General features: G+C 72.5%; 21 protein-coding genes. 15 read left to right on the forward strand and 6 right to left on the reverse strand.

All coding sequences use genetic code 11. The features are described 5' to 3' along the window. Positions 1–9: 9 nt before the first annotated feature. Complete coding sequence (locus BGP79_RS08810) at positions 10–558, reverse strand: GNAT family N-acetyltransferase (protein ID WP_076694599.1); 549 nt, start codon at positions 556–558, stop codon at positions 10–12. A gap of 281 nt (positions 559–839) precedes the next feature. On the opposite strand from BGP79_RS08810, the gene BGP79_RS08815 reads away from it, so the two are divergent. Further along, positions 840–2,846, forward strand: a complete 2,007-nt coding sequence (locus BGP79_RS08815; protein ID WP_076694600.1) for an FAD/NAD(P)-binding domain-containing protein — start codon at positions 840–842, stop codon at positions 2,844–2,846. 43 nt (positions 2,847–2,889) lie between these two features. Here the strand turns inward: BGP79_RS08815 and BGP79_RS08820 are convergent, their stop codons facing one another. Next, entirely contained in the window at positions 2,890–5,391 is a 2,502-nt protein-coding gene (locus BGP79_RS08820) for a DEAD/DEAH box helicase (RefSeq protein ID WP_233121292.1), read from the reverse strand. A 73-nt stretch (positions 5,392–5,464) separates the two neighbouring features. On the opposite strand from BGP79_RS08820, the gene BGP79_RS08825 reads away from it, so the two are divergent. The 7 genes from BGP79_RS08825 (at position 5,465) to proC (ending at position 14,611) form a co-directional block, all read left to right on the forward strand. Then, entirely contained in the window at positions 5,465–5,890 is a 426-nt protein-coding gene (locus tag BGP79_RS08825) for a pyridoxamine 5'-phosphate oxidase family protein (RefSeq protein WP_076694602.1), read from the forward strand. Between the two features lie 37 nt (positions 5,891–5,927). Next, positions 5,928–7,853 carry a methyltransferase gene (locus tag BGP79_RS08830; protein ID WP_233121295.1) on the forward strand — a complete coding sequence of 642 codons (1,926 nt, stop codon included), beginning with the start codon at positions 5,928–5,930 and terminating at the stop codon, positions 7,851–7,853. A 19-nt stretch (positions 7,854–7,872) separates the two neighbouring features. Then, positions 7,873–8,580, forward strand: a complete 708-nt coding sequence (locus BGP79_RS08835; RefSeq protein WP_198928450.1) for a pentapeptide repeat-containing protein — start codon at positions 7,873–7,875, stop codon at positions 8,578–8,580. A 105-nt stretch (positions 8,581–8,685) separates the two neighbouring features. Beyond that, positions 8,686–11,451, forward strand: coding sequence for a type I DNA topoisomerase (gene topA / locus BGP79_RS08840; RefSeq protein ID WP_076694605.1), 2,766 nt, complete (start codon positions 8,686–8,688; stop codon positions 11,449–11,451). A gap of 42 nt (positions 11,452–11,493) precedes the next feature. Continuing rightward, complete coding sequence (locus BGP79_RS08845) at positions 11,494–12,522, forward strand: Ppx/GppA phosphatase family protein (RefSeq protein ID WP_076694607.1); 1,029 nt, start codon at positions 11,494–11,496, stop codon at positions 12,520–12,522. Further along, positions 12,519–13,343 carry a sugar phosphate isomerase/epimerase gene (locus BGP79_RS08850; RefSeq protein ID WP_076694609.1) on the forward strand — a complete coding sequence of 275 codons (825 nt, stop codon included), beginning with the start codon at positions 12,519–12,521 and terminating at the stop codon, positions 13,341–13,343. Before BGP79_RS08845 ends, BGP79_RS08850 begins: the two co-directional genes overlap by 4 nt. Positions 13,344–13,738: 395 nt before the next feature. After that, positions 13,739–14,611 carry a pyrroline-5-carboxylate reductase gene (proC, locus tag BGP79_RS08855; RefSeq protein ID WP_076694611.1) on the forward strand — a complete coding sequence of 291 codons (873 nt, stop codon included), beginning with the start codon at positions 13,739–13,741 and terminating at the stop codon, positions 14,609–14,611. A 96-nt stretch (positions 14,612–14,707) separates the two neighbouring features. Here the strand turns inward: proC and BGP79_RS08860 are convergent, their stop codons facing one another. Then, entirely contained in the window at positions 14,708–15,346 is a 639-nt protein-coding gene (locus tag BGP79_RS08860) for a TrkA family potassium uptake protein (protein ID WP_076694612.1), read from the reverse strand. A 22-nt stretch (positions 15,347–15,368) separates the two neighbouring features. Next, positions 15,369–16,778, reverse strand: a complete 1,410-nt coding sequence (locus BGP79_RS08865; protein WP_083701749.1) for a TrkH family potassium uptake protein — start codon at positions 16,776–16,778, stop codon at positions 15,369–15,371. 161 nt (positions 16,779–16,939) lie between these two features. Here BGP79_RS08865 and BGP79_RS08870 point away from each other — a divergent pair, with 161 nt between their 5' ends. The 5 genes from BGP79_RS08870 to BGP79_RS08890 all read left to right on the forward strand — a co-directional run bounded on the left by BGP79_RS08870 (position 16,940) and on the right by BGP79_RS08890 (position 19,832). Further along, positions 16,940–18,055: an acetoin utilization protein AcuC gene (locus BGP79_RS08870; RefSeq protein WP_083701750.1), complete on the forward strand. Its 1,116-nt coding sequence runs from the start codon at positions 16,940–16,942 to the stop codon at positions 18,053–18,055. Positions 18,056–18,096: 41 nt separating this feature from the next. Continuing rightward, the gene (locus BGP79_RS08875; protein WP_083701715.1) at positions 18,097–18,753 is read left to right on the forward strand and encodes a helix-turn-helix transcriptional regulator; all 657 of its coding nucleotides are present in this window, start codon (positions 18,097–18,099) and stop codon (positions 18,751–18,753) included. Positions 18,754–18,970: 217 nt separating this feature from the next. Further along, a complete protein-coding gene (locus BGP79_RS08880) occupies positions 18,971–19,180 on the forward strand; it encodes a helix-turn-helix domain-containing protein (RefSeq protein WP_076694618.1) in 210 nt (69 codons plus the stop codon). Between the two features lie 175 nt (positions 19,181–19,355). Next, positions 19,356–19,454, forward strand: coding sequence for a 30S ribosomal protein bS22 (locus BGP79_RS08885; RefSeq protein WP_003792170.1), 99 nt, complete (start codon positions 19,356–19,358; stop codon positions 19,452–19,454). 105 nt (positions 19,455–19,559) lie between these two features. Further along, complete coding sequence (locus BGP79_RS08890; protein WP_076694620.1) at positions 19,560–19,832, forward strand: glutaredoxin family protein; 273 nt, start codon at positions 19,560–19,562, stop codon at positions 19,830–19,832. Between the two features lie 13 nt (positions 19,833–19,845). On the opposite strand, the gene BGP79_RS16750 is transcribed toward BGP79_RS08890, so the two are convergent. Further along, positions 19,846–20,715 (reverse strand): hypothetical protein, encoded by an 870-nt coding sequence (locus BGP79_RS16750; RefSeq protein WP_076694621.1) that lies wholly within the window; start codon positions 20,713–20,715, stop codon positions 19,846–19,848. Between the two features lie 154 nt (positions 20,716–20,869). Then, a complete protein-coding gene (locus BGP79_RS08900) occupies positions 20,870–21,430 on the reverse strand; it encodes a YceI family protein (protein WP_076694623.1) in 561 nt (186 codons plus the stop codon). A 140-nt stretch (positions 21,431–21,570) separates the two neighbouring features. Between BGP79_RS08900 and BGP79_RS08905 the strand changes: the two genes are divergently transcribed. Together BGP79_RS08905 and BGP79_RS08910 are read left to right on the forward strand one after the other, a co-directional pair. Then, positions 21,571–22,227, forward strand: coding sequence for a histidine phosphatase family protein (locus BGP79_RS08905; protein WP_076694624.1), 657 nt, complete (start codon positions 21,571–21,573; stop codon positions 22,225–22,227). A gap of 9 nt (positions 22,228–22,236) precedes the next feature. After that, positions 22,237–22,854 carry a TlpA disulfide reductase family protein gene (locus BGP79_RS08910; RefSeq protein WP_076694626.1) on the forward strand — a complete coding sequence of 206 codons (618 nt, stop codon included), beginning with the start codon at positions 22,237–22,239 and terminating at the stop codon, positions 22,852–22,854. Positions 22,855–22,868: the final 14 nt, after the last annotated feature.

Here is a 22,868-nt window from a genome sequence, read left to right on the forward strand (position 1 = left end):
ACGACGGGATCAGTGAGGGAAGGTCGGTGGCGTGATCGGCAACAGCGGCTGATCCGGCGACGGCGTCCCGATCAGCTTCTCGAACGAGTGCAGACCGATCTGCTCGGGGTCCGCGTCGACGTCGAAGAGGGCGGTGTACCCCGAGCTGCGGTACAGGGCGATCGCCTCGGGCTGCCGCGGACCGGTCGTGAGGAACACGCGGACGTAGCCACGCCGGACGGCCTCGGCCTCGAGCTCGGCCAGGACCTGCCGGCTCAGCCCCTGCCGGCGGTGGTCGGCATGCGTCCAGATCCGCTTGAACTCCGCGGTGCCCGCGCTGTGCGGCATGAACGCTCCACCCGCCACCGCGGTGCCGTCGCGCATCAGGACCATGAAGGCGCCGTGCGGCGGATCGAACAGGTCGACGGGGTAGCGGGTCATCTCGTCGTGAGCCCCGGGACCGTACAGCGTCCCGTACACGTCGGCCAGGTCGGCGATCAGTCCCGCGGCCCGCGGGTCGGTGGCGTGCAGGTACACCGGCGTCACCCCGGTGGACCGCGCGTCCGGGTCCGTGCTCATGCGTCTCCTCCATCCGGGTGGCCGTGCGGCCGGTGGGTGGGCGGGCCGGTCGATCGCCCGGCCGGCCCCTGCCCCACTCCATTGTCTCCGCAGGGTCAGCGCACCGGGTGCGCGGCGCATTCCCGCACCGGCGGCGACGATGCCCGGCAGCACCGGATGCCCGACAGCAGCGGGGTCCCGAGCCGCCGAGCCATCCCGGGCGGCAGCGGCCTCACCGCCCGCGGCAGCGGCTCTGCCGGTGAGGCCCCGACCGCCAGCACCGCCCCTGGGACGGTGTCGGCATGACCGGCCCGCAGACGGCGCCGGCGGCCCCCCGCACGGTGGTCGTCGTGGGAGCCGGCCCCCGCGGCTCGGGCTGGCTCGAGCGATTCGCCGAGAACCAGCGGTGCTACGGGATCGGGCCGGTGGACATCCACCTCGTCGATCCGTTCCCGCCCGGTGGCGGCCGGCTCTGGCGCTACGACCAGTCCCCGCTGTTGAAGCTGAACTCGATGGCTGCGGACGTCACCATGTTCACCGATGCGTCCTGCACCATCGACGGGCCGGTGGTCGACGGACCCGCCCTGGACGCCTGGGCCGCCGCGGTGCGTGAGGGACGACTGACGGACGTGGTCGTCGAGGACCCGGCGCTGGCGGCGGAGCTGGACGCGCTCGGTCCGGCGAGTTTCCCCACCCGCCGGCTGCAGAGCCTCTACCTGGACTGGTTCCACCGCCGCGCCGTCGCGCGCCTGGAGGCGCAGAGCGACGGGGACGCCACCGCCACCTGGCACCAGCGGACCGTCACCGGCGTCACCGAGCTGGACGACGGCCGGCAGCGGGTGCAGCTGGACTCCGGTGAGCACCTGGACGCCGACGCCGTCGTCTACTCGCTGGGCCACAACGGCAGCGCCCCGGCGCCGGAGACCGCCGCGCTGACGGCCGTCGCCCGGCGGGCCGGGCTGACCTACCTGCCGCCGTCGTTCACCGCGGACGCCGACCTGAGCGCGCTCGCGGCCGGGGAGCCGGTCATCGTCCGCGGCATGGGCCTGGCCGCGATCGACCTGCTGGTGCTGCTCGGCGAGGGTCGCGGCGGGCGGTTCGTCCGCGACGACGGCGTCCTGCGCTACATCCCCTCGGGCCGGGAGCCCCGCATCCTGATGGGCTCACGCCGCGGGGTGCCGCACCACGCCAAGATCACGGCGCCGCTGGCGGGCACCCGGCCCGAGCCGCGGTTCTTCTCCCCGGAGATCGCCGACCGGCTGCTCGCCGAGAATCCCGCCCTGGACTTCGCCGAGCAGGTGTGGCCGCTGATCGCCAAGGAACTGCTGTACGGGTACTACGCCGAGCTGTTCACGGGCCACCCGGACCGGGTGCGGGCGCCGTGGGAGCAGTTCGCGGCCCGCTTCGCCGACCTCGATCCCTTCGGGGACCCGCTGCGCCGCCTGGCCGAGGAGACGGTGATCGACCCGGCCGACCGGCTGGATCTGATCCGGTTCAACCAGCCCCTGCGCGGCGCGCACGCCGGTGACCTCGCCGCCCTGCAGGACCTGGTCCGCGATCACGTCCGCGACGACCTGGACCGTCGCACGCTGCCCCGGCACAGTGCCACCCTCGGCCTGTTCCTCGCCCTGCTCGGCGTCATGTTCCTCGTCGCCGGTCTCGCGGACCGCCCCAACTGGACGGCCCGCTCCCGGGAACGCGACCTGAACGGCTGGTGGAACCCGTACGTCGCCTCGATCGCCAGCGGCCCGCCCGGGCACCGACTGGACGAGCTGCTGGCGCTCTCGGCGGCCGGTGTCGTGACCTTCCTGGGCCCGGACGTGAGCGTGCACGCCGACGGGGAGGCGGGCGTGTTCCGGGCCAGTGGGTCCGCCACGGACGACGAGGTCACCGCGCGTGCCCTCGTGGACGCCTGGCTGCCGCCGGGCCGGGGCAGCACGAGCGAGAACCCCGCCCTGCGCGACCTGCTGGCCGCCGGCGCCGGGGCGGAGCAGGTGGTCAGCGACGCCGACTGGACGACGCACACCGGCAAACTGCTCGTCGACCGCGCCGACGCCCGGCTCACCCGGCCGGACGGGCGGCCGCACCCCGCGCGCTGGGCCATCGGCCCCTACACCAGCTCCCCGTTCGTGGGCGCGTTCTCCCGGCCGAACACCAACGCCATCGCCTTCCGCGAGAACGACGCCGTGGCCCGCGCCGTGCTGCGTGAGCTCGCCGAGATAGGCGGCGGAAACACGACCCGGACCGCGACGGTGCCGGACACCGCCGCGGCCGGGGCGGGTCAGAACGGGTCGGCCACCGGCTCCTGACGACGCCGACGGCGGGCAGCCAGGACTCCCGCCACCACGGCGGTCAGGACGTGGCGTCCGCCGCGTCCTGGGGGGACTCGGGGGAGGGCTCGTACCGCAGCAGCTCGTCGAGGAGACGGACGGCGGCCGCCTTCTCCAGCGGGTTGTTCCGGTTGCCGCACTTGGGCGACTGGATGCAGGACGGGCAGCCGGTCTCGCACTCGCACGCCCGGATGGCGTCGGCCGTCGCGCGCAGCCACGTGCCGGCGGCCTCGTAGCCGCGCTCGGCGAACCCGGCACCGCCCGCGTACCCGTCGTAGACGAAGATGCTCGGGTGCCCGGTGTCGGCGTGCAGGGCCGTGGAGACGCCGCCGATGTCCCAGCGGTCGCTCGTCGCCACCAGCGGCAACATGCCGATCGCGGCGTGCTCGGCGGCGTGCAGTGCGCCCGGCAGCTCCGGTGCGGTGACGCCGGCCGTCTCCAGCATCGGGGCGGGCGCCACGAACCACACCGCCTGGGTGATCAGCTCGCGCACGGGCAGGTCCAGCGGCTCCTCGCCGATCACCTCGCCCGACGCGAACCGCTTCCGCTGGAACGCCACCACCTGCGTCGAGACGCGCACCTGCCCGAAGCACACCGTCACCGGCCCCCACGGCACCGTGCGGTCCGTGCGCAGCACCTCGATGTCCGTGATGTCGCGCGCCGTCGTGTAGAAGTCCGGCTCCCCGCGGCGGACGATCGCGCAGTGGTTCTCCTCGTCCAGGTCGTCGACGACGAACGTCACCTGCTGGTGGGTGTACACGGCGCCCGGGTGCAGCTGGTGGTGGCTCTGCGCCGCGCCGACCGTGCCGAGCAGCGCACCGGTGGCCGCGTCGATGATGTCGATCGGCTGGCCGCCCTCGCCGCGCAGGCTCACGGCCGCGGCCGCGCTCTGGGGGTGCGTCCAGAACCAGCCGGCGGGACGGCGGCGGAGAAAGCCCTGCGCGGCCAGGTCGTCGACGACGGCGGGGGCGGCCGGGCCGAACAGGTCGAGGTCGGCGCGGGTCAGCGGCGCCTCGGCCGCGGCCGCGCACAGGTGCGGGCCCAGCACGTACGGGTTCTGCGGGGCGAACACCGCGGCCTCCACCGGCCGGTCGAAGATCGCCTCGGGGTGGTTGACCAGGTACGTGTCGAGGGGGTCGTCGCTCGCGATGAACACCGCCAGCGCGTCCTGACCGGCGCGCCCGGCCCGGCCGATCTGCTGGAAGAGGGACGCGCGGGTACCCGGCCAGCCGGCGATCAGCACCGCGTCCAGCCCGGCGATGTCGATGCCGAGCTCCAGGGCGGACGTGCTCGCCACCCCGAGCAGCCGCCCGTCGCGCAGCGCGTGCTCGAGCGCCCGCCGCTCCTCCGGGAGGTATCCGGAGCGGTAGGCGGCCACCCGGCCGGGCAACGTGCGGTCGACGTCGGCGAGCAGCCGCTGAGCGGTCGCCGCGATACTCTCCGCGCCGCGCCGGGAGCGGATGAAGGCGATGGTGCGCACGGCACCGGACACGAGGTCGGCCATCAGGTCCGCGGACTCGGCGATCACCGTGCGCCGGCGAGCGGCGCCGTTCTCGCCGTCGTGGTCGGTCAACTGGGGCTCCCACAGGGCGACGGTCACCTCGCCGTGGGGGGAGAAGTCGGTCTCGATCGCGGTCGCGGGCGCCCCGATCAACCGGGAGAAGGACTGCTCGGGTTCGAACGACGTCGCCGACGCCCCGATGAACACGGGGTCCCCGCCGTAGCGGGCGCACACCCGCCGCAGCCGCCGCAGCACGTTGGCCACGTGAGCCCCGAACACACCGCGGTACCCGTGGGCCTCGTCGACGATCACGTACCGCAGGCGGCGCAGGAACCGGGCCCAGCGGACGTGGTTGGGCAGGATGCCCACGTGCAGCATGTCCGGGTTCGCCAGGACGACGTTCGCGTGCTCCCGGATCCACGCGCGCTCGGTCTGCTCCGTGTCCCCGTCGTAGGTCGCCGCCCGCACGCCCGGCACGGCCAGCCCCTGCCAGGAGGCCAGCTGGTCCGCGGCGAGGGCCTTGGTGGGGGAGAGATAGAGGACGACGGCGCCGTCGGGATCCAGACTCGTGGCGGCACGCTCCTCCGCCCGCACGACCGCGTCGAGCGCCGGCAGCTGGAAGGCCAGGGACTTGCCGGACGCGGTCCCGGTGGCGAGGACGACGTGCTGCCCGGCGTGGGCCGCCTCGGCCGCCTGTACCTGGTGGACCCACGGGGCCGGCACGCCGCGCCGCTGATACGCGTCGACGACGGCCGGATGCAGCCAGGTGGGCCAGGGTGCCGTGACGGCGTCCCGGGCCGGCAGAACCCGGACGTGACGCACCTGGGGCGGCGTCGCGTCCCCGCCCGGCTCGACGGACGCGAGGGCAGCACCCAGACCGGCGGCGCCATGCTCCGCGATGTCGTACTGCGTGAGATCGCGGCGCTCGACACCGTGGCCGGAGGCGTCGTCCCGGCCCGGCACGGACCCACCGGTGCCGTGGCCGCGCCCCAGCATCGCCAGGCTCGTGCGTCCGTCCTTCATCTGCTTCATCATCCCACCGGCCACCGACCGAACCGCCCTGTTCTACAGAGCGTAGAAGTTAGATCATCGACCCATGAGCACCGACGATGTCGCCGCCATCCTTTCCCTGACCGATGACGAGTGCTGGGAGTTCCTGGAGGGGGTCCGGTTCGGGCGCCTCGCGGTGGCGCCCGCCGGCCGGATCGACCTGTTCCCCATCAACCTCGTCGCGCGCGACGGGCGGATCGTGTTCCGGACCGCCGAGGGCACGAAGCTGCTGTCGCTGACGGTCGACGCCGCGGTCGCCGTCGAGGTCGACGAGGTGACGGGCGGTCAGGCCCGCAGCGTCGTCGTGCACGGTACCGCCCGCGCCCTGGAGACCAGCGAGGAGATCGAGGCCGCCGAGGCCCTTCCCCTGCGCCCGTGGATCCCCACCCTCAAGCAGATCTTCGTCGAGGTGATCCCCACGGAGCTCACCGGGCGCGCCTTCGCCCTCGGCCCGGAGCCCGAGCGGTGGTGAACAGGTCGGTGGTGAACCGATCGGTACGCTGAGGACCGTGTCGCCCGCCTCCCCCCGAACGCCGATCCCGACCGATCCGGCTCTGACCGACGGGAGGGCCGACGCCGCGATCGACGTCACCGCGACCGACGACTCCGCGCCGGCGGGAGGCCTCGACGACCCGCACGACGCGCCCGACGCCGACGACCCGGCCCTCCTGGCCCGGCTCGTCGCGGCCTTCGCGGCCGCCGACTGGACCGTCGACGGCGTGGCGGAGCTGCTCGGCGAGGAGGCCACCGCCGCCCTGGACCGCGACGAGACCGTCCCCGCCGAACTCGCCACGGCACGCGTCCTGGGGGGCGAGGACGTCGACAGCGCGGCCGGCACCGTCACGGACATCGTCGCCGTTGCGGCATCGAACCGCGCCGCCCGGGTGCGCGCGGCGCTGACCCGCCTGCTGCTGCTCGGGCTGCCCGTTCCCGCGGACGCCGTGGGTGCGGACCTCGCCTCGGACCTGATCGCCTGCCGGGCGGTCACGACCGTGTCGGCCGCGAGCGACGACGCCGGCACGGGAGCCGACACCGACGCGGACACGGCAGACGACCCCGGCGCGCCAGGCGGCACGGGAGGCGACGTCGAGGGTGCGGACGCCGGCGACATCCCGCCGCGGATCCTGCGCTCCCGCGTCGACCTGCGGCCCTACGAGGCGGACGACGGCACGCGGCTGTGGGTGGCCGCGGACCTCGGCGCCCTGCAGACCGACGGCCCGCTGCGCCGCGACCACGTGCTCGGCATCGGACACGCGTCCCTCACCCTTGCCCAGGTGACCGCTCGCCGCCCGGTCGACACCGCCCTCGACCTCGGCACCGGCTGCGGCATCCAGACCTTCCACCTGCTCCGCCACGCCCGGCACGTGACCGCCACCGATCTCTCCGCCCGGGCCCTGGCCTACACGCGGTTCAACCTGCTGCTCAACGCCGCCGCCCTCGACCTGGACCCGGCCGACCTGCCAGCCCGCGTCGATCTGCGCCAGGGCAGCCTGCTGGACCCGGTCGCGGGGCAGACCTTCGACCTGATCGTCTCGAACCCGCCGTTCGTGATCACGCCGCGGGCCGCGGACGAGGCCGCCGACTCCCGCTACACCTACCGCGACGGCGGACAGGCGGGGGACCGGCTCGTCACCGAGCTGGTCCGCGCCCTCCCGGCCCACCTCACTCCGGGCGGCACCGCGCAGCTGCTCGGCAACTGGGAGACGCCGCACGGGGCCGACTGGGACGACGCCCTGACCGCGGCCTGGTTCGGGCAGGACGATCACACGGGGGAGACCAGAGACGACCACCGCGAGTGGTGGGTGATCCAGCGCGACACCCAGAGCCCCGCCGAGTACGCCGAACTGTGGCTGCGCGACGCCGCCCAGGCCGCCGACCCCGCCGACTACCGCCGTGCGTACGCCGCCTACCTCGCCGACTTCGCCGCCCGCGACGTCGCCGCGATCGGCTTCGGCATGATCTGGCTGCGCCGCGCAGTCGGAACCGGAGCCGGAGCCGGTGACGCGCAGGACGGGCGGGTCCGTCCCCCGCTGCGTCGCCTGGAGACCGTCACCCATGCGGTCGACCAGCCGCTCGGCCCGGCCCTGGCCGCCACCGTCGAACGCCACGACCGGCTCGCCGGCCTGGATGACAGCGCGCTCACCGGGCTGCGCCTGATCGTCGCCCCCGACGTCACCGAGGAACGCCACGCGACCCCGGGCGCCCCCGATCCGACGGTCATCCTGCTCCACCAGGGCGGCGGCTTCCGCCGCACCGTCCAGGCGTCCACCGCGCTCGCCGGCTTCGTCGGCGCGTGCGACGGGGAGCTGACCGCCGGGCAGCTCGTCACCGCGCTGACCGTGCTGCTCACCCCCGAGGACCCGCACTTCGGCGCCACCCTGCTCGGGCAGGTCCGCCGCGCCGTCGTCGACGGCTTCCTCACGGTGGCGGGCTGAACCCGCCGGAAGGATGGTCATGGCACCCGGACGCCGGAAGCTCACCGCCCCGCTGATCGAGGACCTGCACCTGCCGGACCTCACCGACGCCGACCCGGTGACCATCCGCGCCGGCGGGCATCACGAGGCCCAGCGGTACACCGACGCGGACCTGAGCGAGCGCGAACTCGCCGACACCGTGTTCACGGAGTGCGCCTTCGACGGTGTGACGGCAGGTGACGCGGACCTGCGGGGCGCCCGGTTCCTCGAGACGAGCGTCGCGCGGCTGACCGCCCCGGTGCTGCGCGCCTCCCGGTCCACGTGGCGTGACGCCCGACTCGCCGGGTCCCGGCTGGGCGCCGTCGAACTGGACGGGGCCGACCTGCGGTCCGTCGCGATCACGGGGAGCAAACTGACGTATGTCAACCTGCGCACCGCGAGTCTGCGCGACGTCGCCTTCACCGACTGCGTCATCGACGAACTCGACCTGACCCAGGCGGAGGCGGATCGCGTGGCCCTCGACGGCTGCACCGTCGGCACCCTCCTGATCGATCATGCCCGGTTGCGCCACGTCGACCTGCGCGGCGCCGAACTGCGCACCATCAGCGGGGTGGACGCGCTGCGCGGTGCCGTCCTCTCCTCCGCCCAGGCTGCCGACCTGGCCGAGGCCTTCGCCGCGCATCTCGGCATCACGGTGAGCGACGAGCCGGCGCCGCGCGGGCCGTCGCGGTCGGGCCGGGGACGGTGACCGACGCCGCCGTGAGACGCCCGGTGGACGCTCGGGCCCCGGTCGTATGATTCGATGGTCACGAACCCGACCGGTTCGGAACCGAAGGAAAGTCAGGAATCCGCAGTGCCCGCAAAGGCCCGTCAGCAGACCGGCAAGAAGCTCGTGATCGTCGAGTCGCCGGCCAAGGGGAAGACCATCGCGTCCTACCTCGGTCCCGGATTCGAGGTCGAGGCATCGATGGGCCACATCCGTGACCTGCCGCAGCCGTCCGAGTTGCCCGACGCGCTGAAGAAGTCCTCCGTGGGCAAGTTCGCCGTCGACCTGGACAAGGACTTCGAGCCCTACTACGTCATCACGCCGGACAAGAAGAAGAAGGTCAGCGAGCTCAAGGCCGCGCTCAAGGACGCCGACGAGCTCTATCTCGCCACCGACGGTGACCGCGAGGGCGAGGCCATCGCGTGGCACCTGCTCGAGGTGCTCAAGCCCAAGGTGCCCGTCCACCGGCTCACCTTCCCCGAGATCACTCGCGAGGCCATCCAGCGCGCCCTGGGCAACATGCGCGACGTCGACATCGCCCTGGTCGACGCGCAGGAGACCCGCCGCGTCCTCGACCGGCTCTACGGCTACGAGATCTCCCCGGTGCTGTGGCGCAAGGTCGCCCGCGGCCTCTCCGCCGGCCGCGTCCAGTCCGTCGCCACCCGACTCGTCGTCGAGCGGGAACGCGAGCGGATGGCGTTCGTCGCCGCCGGCTACTGGGATCTGACCGGCGAGTTCGCCGTGCCGGAGGAGAACCGCACCGATGCGTCGGCCCCCGCCTTCACCGCCCGCCTGGCCACCCTCGACGGGGCCCGCGTGGCCACCGGCCGTGACTTCGACGACGCCGGGCAGCTGAAGAACCGGCAGGCCGTGGCGCTGGACGAGACGCAGGCCCGTGGCCTGGTCGAGGCGCTGGGCAGCGCCGACTTCGCCGTCCGCGCCGTCGAGACCAAGCCGTACACGCGCCGTCCCACGGCACCGTTCACCACCTCGACGCTGCAGCAGGAGGCGGCCCGCAAGCTGCGGTTCTCCTCGCGCAGCACGATGCAGGTGGCCCAGCGACTGTACGAGAACGGCTACATCACCTACATGCGTACCGACTCGCCGGCGCTGTCCGACGAGGCGATCAACGCCGCCCGCCGGCAGGCCGCCGAGCTGTACGGCCCCGAGTACGTGCCGGACTCCCGCCGCGTGTACAAGGGCGGCGACAAGAACGCGCAGGAGGCCCACGAGGCCATCCGTCCCGCCGGTGACGCGTTCCGCACCCCCGCGCAGGTCTCCGGCCAGCTCAGCAGCGACGAGTTCCGGCTCTACGAACTGATCTGGAAGCGCACTGTCGCCTCCCAGATGGCCGACGCCAAGGGCTCCACGGCGACCATCCGGGTCGGGGCGGTCGCCGCCGACGGCCGGAACGCCGAGTTCTCCGCGTCCGGCACCGTCATCACCTTCCGCGGCTTCCTGGCCGCATACGAGGAGGGGACGGACGAGGCGCGCAGCGACAACGGCGCCGGGAGCCAGTCCGGGGACGCGCGGTTGCCGGACGTGCACGAGGGCGACGCCCTGACCGCCGACGACCTGGCCGCCCACGGGCACGAGACCTCCCCGCCCCCGCGGTACACCGAGGCATCGCTGGTCAAGGCGCTGGAGGAGGCCGGCATCGGCCGCCCGTCCACGTACGCGGCGACCATCTCGACGATCATGGACCGCGGCTACGTGCGCAACCGGGGCTCGGCCCTGGTGCCCAGCTGGGTCGCGTTCTCCGTCGTGCGCCTGCTCGAGCAGCACTTCCACGACTACGTCGACTACGACTTCACCGCGCAGATGGAGGAGGACCTCGACCGGATCGCCCGTGGCGAGCAGGCGCGCGCCGACTGGCTGCGAGACTTCTACTACGGCGACGGGGACGACTCGGGCCTGAACACCATCGTCGAGAACCTCGGCGACATCGACGCGCGGGCCATCAACTCGCTGCCCGTGACCGATGACATCGTGCTGCGCGTCGGCAAGTTCGGGCCCTACCTGGAGCGGGCCGCGGCCGCGGACGCCCCGGAGGGCACCGAACCCGAGCGGGCCAACGTCCCCGAGGACCTCGCGCCGGACGAGCTGACCCCCGAGAAGGCGGAGGAGCTGATGGCCACCGCCGGCCCCGAGGAGAACGAGCTCGGGATCGACCCGGAGTCCGGGCACCCCATCGTGGCCAAGAACGGCCGCTACGGCGCCTTCGTCACCGAGATCGTGCCGGAGCCCTCGATCGAGGACCAGCCGGTCGAGTACTACAAGAACGGCAAGCCGAAGCCGCCGAAGAAGCCGGTCAAGGCGAAGCCGCGCACGGCGTCACTGCTCTCCTCGATGAGCCTGCAGACGGTCACCCTCGAGGACGCCCTGAAGCTGCTCAGCCTGCCGCGCGTGGTCGGCACCGACCCCGAGGGCGTCGAGATCACCGCCCAGAACGGCCGCTTCGGGCCCTACCTGAAGAAGGGCACGGACAGCCGGTCGCTGGCCAGCGAGGAGCAGATCTTCACCGTCACGCTCGACGAGGCGCTGAAGATCTACGCCGAGCCGAAGCAGCGGGGCCGCGCCGCGGCGAAGCCGCCGCTGAAGGAACTGGGCACGGACCCCGTCTCGGAGAAGCCGATCACCGTGAAGGAGGGCCGGTTCGGGCCCTACATCACGGACGGCGCCACGAACATCACCGTGCCGCGCAGCGACACCATCGAGGAACTGACCCACGAGCGAGCGGTGGAACTGCTGGCCGAGAAGCGCGCCAAGGGCCCGGCCAAGCGGCCGGCGAACCGTGGCGGGGGCGGCAAGGCCTCGACCGGGCGCGCGCGCAGCACCCGCAGCAAGGTCTGACCCCACCCCCGCGGCCGGCCGCGGGCCAACGACAGGAGTGGCATGCGTCTGGGTGTCCTGGACATCGGCTCCAACACCGTCCATCTGCTGCTGGTCGACGCCTACGCGGGCGCTCAGCCGGCCGCGTACGCGTCGCACAAGCGGCCGCTCGCGCTCGTGAGGTACCTCGACGAGCAGGGCCGCATCAGTGCCGAGGGGCAGCGCGAGCTGATCGGGTTCATCCGCGAGGCGCACGACGTCGCGCGGGATCACGGCGCGGAGGACCTGCTCGCGTTCGCGACCTCGGCGATCCGGGAGGCGACGAACGGGCAGGAGGTGCTCGACGCCGTCGCCGAGCAGACCGCGGTGACCTTGATGGAGCTGCCCGGCGACCGGGAGGCCGCGGTCACGTTCTTCGCCACCCGGCGGTGGTTCGGCTGGGGTGCGGGCACGATCCTCAACCTCGACATCGGCGGCGGCTCCTTCGAGATGGCGATGGGCGACGACGAGCTGCCCACCCGGAACGTCTCGGTGCCCCTGGGCGCGGGCCGGCTGACCCGGGACTGGCTGCCGGAGGATCCGCCGACCGCGGCGAGCGTCAAGGCGCTCCGGTCGCACATCAAGGCCACCCTCAAGCCCGTGGTGAAGTCCTTCGCCGACCTGGGGCGGCCGACCCTCGTCGCGGGCACCTCCAAGACCTTCCGCTCGCTGGCCCGCATCGCGGGCGCCGCGCCGAGCGGAGCCGGTCCGTACGTCAGGCGGACCCTCGACCGGCACGACCTCTCCCTGTGGGCGCAGCGGATGTCCGCGATGGCGTCGGCGGACCGCGTGAACCTGCCCGGCGTCTCGGACCTGCGGGCCCGGCAGGTGCTCGCCGGCGCGCTCGTCGCCGAGGCCGCGATGCTCGCGTTCGACGTCGAGCAGCTGCAGATCTGCCCGTGGGCGCTGCGGGAGGGCCTCATCCTGCGCCGTCTCGACCAGCTGGTGATCACCGGGGCCGCTCCGTCCGAGTGGCGCGACGAGACCCAGCGCCGGCTGCCGCAGGAGCTCCGCCGCCCGGCCGCCTCGGCCGCCCCGGGACCGACCGCGTGAGCGCGCCCCGGGACATCCCCGTCGGGCTGTCGTCCTCGTCCGTCTACCCGCTCACCGTCGTCGACACCTTCGCCATCGCGCACGACCTCGGGTACGACGGCGTCGAGGTGATGGTCACCAACAACGCGACGAGCCGTGACCCGTCCCGGCTGCGGGACCTGCGGGAGCACTACCAGCTCCCGATCCTCTCCGTGCACGCCCCGACGCTGCTGCTCACCCAGCAGGTCTGGGGTGCGGCGTGGACGAAGGTCGAGCTCAGCTGTGCGATGGCCGCGGAGGTGGGGGCGCCGACCGTCGTCGTGCACCCGCCGTTCCGCTGGCAGACCGGGTACGCGGAGCACTTCGCCACCGGCATCCGGCGGATCATGGCGGACTACGGTGTGACCATCGCGGTGGAGAACATGTACCCGTGGCGTGTGCGCGGCCGGGACAGGCGTGCTTACCTGCCGCACTGGGATCCGGTCCCGCTCGAGTACGAGCACGTCACCTGGGACTTCTCCCATGCGGCCTGCGCCGGCTCGCACAGCCTGCGCTCGGTGCAGGAACTGGGCTCACGGCTGCGGCACGTGCACCTGACGGACGGCTCGGGCGCCCAGAACCGGGACGAGCACCTGCTGCCGGGAGAGGGCAACCAGGACCCCGCCGCGGTGCTGCGCCACCTCGTGGAGACCGACTGGGACGGCACGGTGATCGCCGAGGTCTCGACCCGAAAAGCGAAAGGTGCCGGCGAGCGGGAACAGCTGCTGGGAGACACGCTGTCCTTCGCTCGCCGGCACCTGGACCGGGCGGGGCAGCCCGATCCGTCATCACTCGCACCTTGAGGAGGTAGTCCTCACTCTAGGGATGCCGGATGGGCGGGCACTCGACGCCGTCTGGGCATTCTCTGGACGTCGGTCGGATGCACGTCCCACACCGATGGGACCCTCGAAGGATGACCGGCGTGGTCGCCGTGCGCTCGGCCGACGCGTGGGACACGAGAAGGGCCGGTGGTCCGGTCCGCCGAAGCGGCCGGGCCACCGGCCCTCGGACCAGGTCGGGCAACCCGGTCCATCATCATCATCACTCGCACCTTCATGAGGTAGGACCAGCGTAGGAAGCGAACGTGTGACGGGCCCGTGCACCGGCTGAGAAGTGGCTGGCAACGCGTCACTCCTGGATTCCTCGACGGCTCCGCACGGTGTGCGAGGGCGACGGTACGGCTGGCACAATCGGCACCATGACCGATGCGACGACCAGCCCTGTCCCCACCGCGACCGACGCACGTCTCGCGTTCGTCGGCACCGGGTCGATGAACGAGTCGATCCTCGCCGGCGTCCTGGCCTCCGGGAAGGATCCCGGCACCGTGGTCGCGACCGTCCGCCGCCCCGCGCGTGCCGAGGAGCTGCGGTCCCGCTTCGGCATCACGGTGCACGCGACGGGCGAGGACGACGCCGCGAACACCAGCGCGGTCGAGGGCGCCGACGTCGTCGTCCTCGGCGTCAAGCCCGTCGGCATCGAGGCGATGGCCCGGGAGATCGCGCCGGCGCTGGCGCCGGACACCGTCGTCGTCAGTGTGGCCGCCGCGGTCACCAACGCGATGATCGAGGCGGCACTGCCCGCCGGGCAGCCCGTCGTGCGCGTCATGCCCAACACGCCCTCCCGCGTCCAGCGCGGCGTGCTCGCCGTCTCGCCGGGCACGTCCGTCACGGACGCGCAGACCGCGCTGGTGGAGGGCGTGCTGGCCGGCTCGGGCCTGGTCGTCACCGTCCCGGAGGAGCAGCAGGACGCCGTCTCGGCGATCAGCGGCTCGGGGCCGGCGTACGTGTTCTACCTGGCCGAGGCGATGACGGAGGCGGGCGTGGCCCTCGGACTGGACCGGGACCTGGCGGCCCGGCTGGCCGAGGAGACGGTGTCCGGAGCGGGCGAGCTGATGCGGACCTCCGACGACGACGCCGCCACCCTGCGCCGGAAGGTCACCAGCCCGAAGGGCACCACCGAACAGGCCATCGCGACCTTCGACCGGGAGGGCCTGCGGGACATCGTCGCGCACGGCACCGCCAACGCGGCCGCCCGCGCCGCCGAGATCACTGAGGAACTCTCCGGCAGCTGAGGCCTACGGCCGGGCTGTGCCTTCTGCCCGTCCGGGCGGTGCTTGCTGCCCGGGCGTGCGGCGCTGGCGCGCCTTCGCCCGGGCGTGCTGGCGCGCCTACGGACGGGCGGCGAACCGCTCGATGAGGTCCACGTGGCCCGAGACGATCAACAGGTCCCGGCCCGAGACCTTGGTGTCCCCGGTCGCGTAGGTGAAGTCCTCGCCGGGCGACTTCACGCCCACGATCGTCACGCCGTACTTCTTCCGCACGGACGCCTCGCGGATGGTGAAGCCCTGGGTCTCCCGCGGCGGGCGCATCTTGACGATCGCGAAGTCGTCGTCGAACTCGATGTAGTCCAGCAGCCGGCCCGACACCAGGTGCGCCGCCCGGCGGCCGGCGTCGGCCTCGGGGTAGATCACGTGGTTCGCGCCGATGCGGGAGAGGATCTTGCCGTGCGCCGGGGTGATGGCCTTGACCCACAGGTGCTCGACGCCGAGGTCCACGAGGTTGACCGTGATCAGCACGGACGACTCGATGGACGTGCCCACCCCGACGACCGCGGAGTTGAACTCCTGTGCCCCGAGCTGGCGCAGCGCGTCGATGTCCGTGGCGTCGGCGTCCACGACGTGGGTGAGGGTGCCCGACCACTTCTGCACGAGTACGGGGTCGCGCTCGATCGCGAGCACCTCCCGGCCCTGCTTGACGAGCTGGTCGGCCGTCGCGGAACCGAACCGGCCGAGGCCGATGACGAGCACCGGCTGGTTGTGTGCGGGGCGGTCAGCCAAGGATCGGCCTCTCTTCGGGGAAGTGGTACAGGGTACGGCGCTGGCGCAGGGCGAGGGCTGTCGAGACGGTGATCGGTCCCATCCGGCCGAGGAACATCAGCACGGAGAGCACGTCCTTGCCCACCGGGGGCAGTTCCGCGGACAGGCCGTTGCTCAACCCGCAGGTCGCGAACGCGGAGATGACCTCGAACAGCACCCGGTCCAGGGACTGCCCGCTGATCTGCAGCAGCACGGCGGTCGCGACCATCACCATGGTCGCACTGATGGCGATCACCGCCATGGCCACCCGCATCACCGAGGGCGGGATCGTCCGGCCGTGACTGCGCACGTCGGCGTCGCCACGGGCCTCCGCGACGATGGCGAGGACGACGACGGCGATGGTCGTCACCTTGATGCCGCCCGCGGTCGAGGCCGAGCCGCCGCCGGCGAACATGAGCGCGTCCGTGACGAGGATCGACGTCTGGTCCAGGTGGTTCATGTCGACGAGGTTGAAGCCGCCCGACCGGGTCATCACGGACGCGAAGACGGCGTGCAGGATCTTGTCCGGCGTGCTCATCGAGCCGATCGTGCCGGGGTTGGACCACTCGAACGCGCCCCAGGCGATCGAGCCGACCACGAGCAGGATCACCGACACCTCGACGGTCAGCTTCGCGTGCAGGGTCCACGCGTGGAACCGGGCGCGGGTGAAGAGCAGCACCATGATCACGGGGAAGCCCAGCGAGCCGATGAAGACGCCGGCCATCAGCGGCAGCAGGATCCACAGGTCCTCGCCGTAGGGGACGATGCCGTCGCTGTGCGGGGTGAAGCCGGCGTTGTTGAACGCGGAGATCGCGTAGAATACGGCGTGCCACAGGGCCTGGCCCACCGACTCGCCGAGCATCATGAACCGCGGCGCGAGGATCAGCGCGATCGCGAGCTCGATGGTGACCGACGTCGTCACGACGATCCGCAGCAGCGCACCGACCTCGCCGAGCCGGCCGATGTTCATCTCCTCGAGGGCGATCAGCTTGCCGCGCACCCCGAGCCGGCGACTGACCGCCATCGCCAGGATCGAGGCGAGGGTGAGCACACCCAGGCCGCCGATCTGGATCGCCAGCAGGATCACCACCTGGCCGAAGGCCGACCAGTGGGTCGCGGTCGAGACGACGGTCAGTCCGGTGACGCACACGGCGGAGACCGCAGTGAAGAGGGAGTCGTGCAGCGGCGTCGACTGACCGCTGGTGGTCGCCAGCGGCAGCGAGAGCAGCCCCGTGAAGACGAGCACGATGCAGGCGAAGGTGATCAGCGCCAGCCTCGCGGGCGAACTGCCGGCGAGCCGGTCGACGAAGTCACGCGCGACGGACAGCAGCCAGAACGGGCTGCGGTCGTCGTCCCTCGTCCAGGGGGTGCGGGTGGTGGCCATCGCCTCCATTGTCCACGCTCGCGCGCGCGACGCGGGAGGCACGACCGGTCGGCTCGCCCCGTAGGGTAGGGACGGTGAGGGACCGACCGAGGAGCAGCGACACCTCCGCTGTCGTGTGGGGCGAGTCGCTGACCGCCTACAACTTCGGTGAGCAGCACCCGATGCACCCCAGCCGGCTGGACCTGACGGCACGCCTGGCCACCGAGCTGGGCCTGTTCGAGCGGCCCGGCGTGCAGCGCATCGAGCCGCACGTCGCGACCGACGCCGAGCTGGCCACCGTGCACGATCCCGCGTACATCGACGCCGTCCGGCGGGTCAGCGACGACCCCAGCGTCCCGGACGAGACCCGTGGGCTCGGCACCACCGACGACCCGGCCTTCGCGGGCATGCACGAGGCCAGCGCCCGGATCGTCGGCGGCTCCCTGCAGGCCGCCGACGCCATCGTCGACGGCACCGCCACCCGGGCGGTCAACTTCGCCGGCGGCATGCACCACGCGGCCCGGCACCGGGCCAGCGGCTTCTGCATCTACAACGACGCCGCGGCCGCGGTGGCCCGCCTGCTGGACCGGGGCGTCTCCCGCGTGCTCTACATCGACGTCGACGCCCACCACGGCGACGGCACCGAGAGCATCTTCTGGGACGAGCCGCGGGTGATGACCATCTCCCTGCACGAGACGGGGCTCGCCCTCTTCCCCGGCACCGGCTTCGCCAACGACATCGGCGGAGCCGAGGCGCAGGGGTCGGCCGTCAACGTCGCCCTCCCGCCGACGACGGGCGACGGGGCCTGGCTGCGTGCCTTCCACGCCGTCGTCCCGCAGCTCGCCCGTGCGTTCGCGCCCGAGGTGATCGTCAGCCAGCACGGCTGCGACAGCCACTTCCAGGACCCGCTGACGGACCTGCGCACCAGCGTCGACGCCCAGCGGCAGGTGGCGCTCGACGTCCGGGATCTGGCGACCGACCTGTGCGAGGGCCGCTGGCTGGCCACCGGCGGGGGCGGTTACAGCACCACCGCCGTCGTGCCGCGGGTGTGGGCCCACCTCGTCGGCATCGTCACCGGGGATCCGGTGCCCGTGCAGGCGCCGACCCCGCGCGGCTGGCAGGACTACGTGCTCGAGCGCTACGGCAAGGAGGCGCCGCTGTGGATGACGGACGACGTGGACCTGTGGTGGCGCTCGTGGGAGGTCGGCTACGACCCGAACGACGACGTCGACCGTGCCGTCATGGCCACGCGCAAGGAACTCTTCCCGCTGCACGGACTGGATCCGTGGTTCGACTGACATGGTTCGACTGACATGGTGCGATCGAGGTGGCACGACTGATGGCGGAACCCGCGGGTGAGAAGGCCCTGGCGATCGACGGGAACACGGACGTGCCGGCCGACAGGCCGGAGACGCCGGGCCGCCCGCTGCCGCCCACGATCGCCGAGGCGAGCACCGCCGAGCGTCCGGACGGGCGCGCCGGTGAGGTGTACGGGGTGCTCGCCGACGCCACGCGGCGCCGCCTCCTGACGGCGCTGCGCGGGCAGGAGAAGTCGGTCGGGGACCTGGTGATCGAGCTCGCCGTGAGCCAGCCGACCGTGTCCAAGCACCTGCGCACTCTGCGCGAGGGCGGCCTGGTGCGGATGCGCGCCTCCGGTCAGCGCCGGCTGTACTCGATCCGGCTCGAGCCGCTCCAGGAGGCCTCCCGGTGGCTCGGCGACTTCCTGCCCGTGGCCGCGGTCGCGGCGGCCACCCCCGGCGGGGAACCGGCGGGGGAGGGTGCCCGGCGCGCCGCCGAGACCGGTGCCGCCGCGCGGGTCGCCGCGGGAGCTACGGCGGAGCAGGCCGAGCGTCGGCCGACCGGAGCGGACGACGAGGCGGCCCCGGACGAGGACGGCACGTCCCCGATCGGACGCACCGTCGGCCGGGCCGCCGGCCGCGCCGCCGAGATGATCGCGAACATCCCTCGGCTGCGTCGGCGCAACGGCCGGTACTGAACCCGCCACCGACCGCCGTGCGGCGTCGAGCCGGCCCACGCCTCCCGGATCCGGTGCCGGCGTCCGTGCGTGTCGGCGCTACCCGCGCGCCGACGGGCGTTAAGGTGCGCGCTTTCACTTCTGCCACGCCAGCCACTAGAGTGACGTGAGCACCGTCCCCGGCGTGTCGAACACACCCGTGCGTGGGAGTGTTCGTCGGGCAGAGAGGGACAGGGGAATGGCTCCAGAGCAGAACTTCGCCAACGTGAAGTTCCTGACCGTGGCGGAAGTCGCCGAGATGATGCGCGTGTCGAAGATGACGGTCTACCGTCTCATCCACGCCGGTGACCTGCCCGCGGTCCAGTTCGGCCGCTCCTACCGGGTTCCGGAGTCCGCGGTCACCGACTACCTGCGCTCCGCGGGGATGCCGGACGTCGACACCGCCTGACCGCCCTGCCGCCGTCCCCGGCGAACGGACGGTGACCCCCGGGCATCCGGGCGGTGACGGCCGGAACCGGTGATGCGGGTACCCTTGAGGGGAACCGCCGGCACGGCCACGGGTGTCGCTGTGCGCCCGAAGCGGTCGCCGGACCGTCAACAGACATCGAATGAGTGGAGGACACGTGGGTTCAGTCATCAAGAAGCGCCGGAAGCGGATGGCCAAGAAGAAGCACCGCAAGCTGCTGCGCAAGACTCGTCACCAGCGTCGCAACAAGAAGTAGGCGACACCTCGGTCAACGAGCGCCGGCTCCCATCGCGTGGGCCGGCGCTCGACTGTTCTCCGGGCCGCTCACCGGTTCGGCCCCGCACTCGCCTGGAGGAACCCGATGGCCGCATCCGCCGGATCGACGCCCGCCCCCGCGCCGCGGGTGGAGCTGCTGACCCGCCCGGGCTGTCACCTGTGCGAGGACGCCCGGCAGGTGGTGCAGGAGGTGACCGCCTCGCTCGGCCTCACCTGGGCGGAGCGGTCCATCGACGGTGACGCGGAGCTGACCGCACGATTCGGCGAGGAGATCCCGGTGCTGATGATCGACGGGGTGCAGCGCGACTTCTGGCGGATCGACCCGCAGCGGCTGCGCCGGTTGCTCGCCGGCGCCTGACGCGAAGGCCGGCTCAGCGCGCCCAGGGCGCGGCGGCCGACGCCTTGCGGAACCACGGCCGCGCGGGGCGCAGCCAGAGCATCACGACGCCGACGATACCGACGACCATGGCCAGGCCGCCGAGGTTGATGCCGAAGAAGAGCAGCGAGCACGCCGCCAGCACGGTGCCGAGGATCCGGGCCCAGTTCCTGCCGCGCCGGACGAACACGACGACGAGCACGTAGAGGGCGAGGGCGATGACGCCGCCCACGAGCAGGACCGACTGGGCGGCGCTGGCCAGTTCGGCGGAGCTGAAGCCCTGCGTGTTCTGCCCGGTCTGCTGCAGCGCCCGCTCGATGTAGTCCTGACCCTGCGGTGAGCCGATGAAGGCCGCCTGCATCGCGGTGTAGATCATGGCGAGCAGGCCACCGGCGGCGATCAGCCAGGAGCCGATGTTCACCTCGCGCGGCATCGTCGCCGGGCGCGACGGCGACCCGGCGCCCCAGGAATTCGGGTCCTGCTGGTACGGAGTCTGCTGGTACGAGTTCTGCTGACCGTAGGGCTGCTGGTGCCCGTAGGCGGGGTACTGCTGCTGCCCGTAGCCCTGCTGCCCGTCCTGGCCGTACGCGGGCTGCCGGCCCTGGCCGTACGTCGGTTGCTGCCCGTAGGAGGGCTGGCCGTAGCCCTGGTCGGGCTGATCGTGGGAGGACTGGCCGTACGTCGGCTGCTGGCCGTACGAGGGCTGTCCGTAGCCCTGCTGGTCCTGGTCGGACGAGGGCTGCTGCTGCCCGTAGGCGGGATAGCCCTGGCCGCTCGAGGACGGCTGACCGTACTCCGGGTACCGTGCGCGGTCCTGGCCGTCGTCGTCGGCCGGTCGAGGGTTCTCCGGGTTGCCGTTGCTCATCGATCCAGCTCCTGGTCTCGGCCGTCGTCGCCGTGTGCGGCGGGCATCGGTCGCGAGGTCGTCCCGGCCCGGAGACACAGCAGGGTTGCAGCACGTCACTGCGGACGTACTGCAACCCTACCGTGAGACGGATCCGCCGGATCGGCGGTCCGGATCAGGCCTGCGGAGCCACGTACTCGACGTCGAGGTCGATGGTGACCTTGTCGCCGACCAGCACGCCGCCGGCCTCGAGCGCCGCGTTCCAGGTGATGCCGAACGCCTTGCGGCTGATCGAGGTGGAGGCGTTGACGCCGGTGCGGGTGATGCCGAACGGGTCGGTGACGACGCCGCTGAGCTCGCCGGTCAGGGTGACCTCCTGGGTGGTGCCGCGGATGGTCAGCTCACCGGTGATGGTCAGGTCGTCGGGGGTGCCGGAGACGGAGGTCGACCGGAACGAGATCGTGGGGTGGTTCTCGGCGTCGAAGAAGTCGGCACCGCGGACGTGGCCGTCACGGTTCTCGTCCTTGGAGTTGATGCTCGCGACGTCGATGTCGGTGACGACGGAGGTCTGCTCCAGCGTCTCGCCGACGTTCAGGGTCGAGGTGAAGGAGTCGAACGTGCCGCGCACCTTGCTGATGCCGGCGTGCCGCACCGACCACGCCACGTGGCTGTGGGAGGCGTCCGCGGTCCACACGCCCTGCTGGAGTCCCTGGATCTGCTCGATGGAGGTCGTCATGATGGTCGTCCTTCCCGGCAGTGGAACTGCCGCGTTCGATACTGTCTTCGTCCAAATATCAGTTGAAGTCTCAACTGTGTAGTGTCAACCGGGGCCCCGCGGAATCTATTCCCCGCCTCCGGTCTGCGAGACTGGGACCCATGCCCACGGTTCACCTGCTTCGCCACGGCGAGGTGTACAACCCCGCCCACGTGCTCTACGGCCGCCTCGACGGATACGGGCTCTCCGACCTCGGCCGGCGGATGGCCGACACCGTGGCCGAGGACTTCGCCCGGCGGGCCGCGGACGGTGCCGACGTCGTCGTGGTCAAAGCGTCCCCCCTGCTGCGCGCCCAGCAGACCGCCGCTCCGCTCGGCGCCGCCCTCGGGCTGCCCGTGGGCACCGAGCCGCGCGTCATCGAGGCGGAGAACCACTTCGAGGGTCTGCGCATGACCCGCGACGAGCTGCGCAGGCCGAAGCACTGGCCCTACCTGATCAACCCGCTCCGGCCCAGCTGGGGCGAGGCCTACCGGGCGCAGGTGGCCCGCGTGGTCGCGGCCGTGCACGACGTCCGTGCCGAGGCCGAGTCGGCCGGCGGCCCCGACGCCGAGGCCGTGATGGTCAGCCACCAGCTGCCGATCTGGGTCACCCGGCTCAGCGCCGAGCGGCGTCCGCTCTGGCACGATCCGCGCAAGCGCGAGTGCGGCCTGGCCTCCGTGACGAGCTTCCACTTCACCGGCGGCGACCTGACCGGGGTGAGCTACCGCGAGCCCGCGGGTGCCCTGCTCTCAGGTGCTGACCAGCTTCCCGGGGCATAATCCGCGGTGATGTTCTCGCACCACTCCCGCCGTCCGTCCGCCCGCGCCCGCGTGGCCGCTGCCGCGTCACTGCTGCTGCTGACGGCCCCTGTCCTCGCCGGCTGCGCCGCCAGTGACAGCCTGGCGCAGCAGGCCCGCGCCGGGGACGAGAAGAACTACATCGCCGGTGACGGGTCCGTGCGCGAGTACGCGGCGGACAACCGCGGCAAGCCCGTCGCCTTCTCCTCGACCCTGTTCGGCGGGAAGACCGTCGACGCGGCCAGCTTCAAGGGCAAGGTCACGGTGCTGAACTTCTGGTACGCCGGATGCGCACCGTGCCGCGTCGAGGCGAAGGACCTGCAGTCCCTCTACTCCCAGTTCAAGACCTCCGGCGCGCAGTTCTACGGCGTCAACGTCCGGGACGAGGAGCCGACGGCCGCCGCCTTCGAGCGCACCTTCGGCACCACGTACCCCTCCTTCGAGGACCGCAACGGCACCGTCCTGCTGGCCATGACGCAGTACGTGCCGCCGCAGTCGGTACCCACCACCCTGGTGCTGGACAAGCAGGGCCGGGTCAGCGCCCGCATCCTCGGCACGGCCGACAAGGGCACCTTGAAATCCCTGATCCAGACCGCGCAGCAGTCGTGATCCCGCCCGCTGCC

This window comes from Tersicoccus sp. Bi-70 (genome assembly GCF_001968825.1).
Classification (GTDB): Bacteria; Actinomycetota; Actinomycetes; order Actinomycetales; family Micrococcaceae; genus Tersicoccus.